Below are 473 nucleotides of genomic sequence, written 5' to 3' on the forward strand. Positions count from 1 at the left end.
CTCGGCACGTGGATCAGCGAGGGGCTCGCGACGTCGTTCCACGAGGATCGCCAGGGCGGAGACAAGGTCTATCTGCTGATCGGCCGGCTGATGAATTCGCCGCACGAGCACATCGACCTGCTCGAAGTCATCTATCGAATCTTGAGCCTCGGCTTCGAGGGCCGCTACCGTTACGAAGCCGACGGCAAGCGCAAGCACGAGACCGTGCGCCAGCGGCCCTACAACGAGATCGCATCGCAGCGCGGGCCGGTGTCGGTCGCGCTGTCGCCGCACTGGCAGCCCGGCCCCCGCAGCAGGAGCGCGCCGTTTCGCGATTTCCCCGCGTGGGTCACGGCCGCCGTGCTGTCGCTGATCGCGCTCGGGCTGTTCGGCTGCTTCAAGTACGCGCTGTCGACGCGCAGCGCCGACGTGCAGCAGCGGATCGCCGCGATCGCGCGGATGGCGCCGCCCGCCGCGCCGGTCGAGCTGCGCCT

General features: G+C 69.3%; 1 protein-coding gene. It reads left to right on the top strand.

Features of this window, described 5'->3' with window-relative positions:
* A partial coding sequence (gene icmH, locus J5M58_RS26660; RefSeq protein ID WP_207880369.1) for a type IVB secretion system protein IcmH/DotU occupies positions 1-473 on the top strand: 473 nt, incomplete at both ends.

It is taken from the genome of Pseudomonas sp. 32_A (assembly GCF_017490905.1).
Classification (GTDB): domain Bacteria; phylum Pseudomonadota; class Gammaproteobacteria; order Pseudomonadales; family Pseudomonadaceae; genus Aquipseudomonas; species Aquipseudomonas inefficax.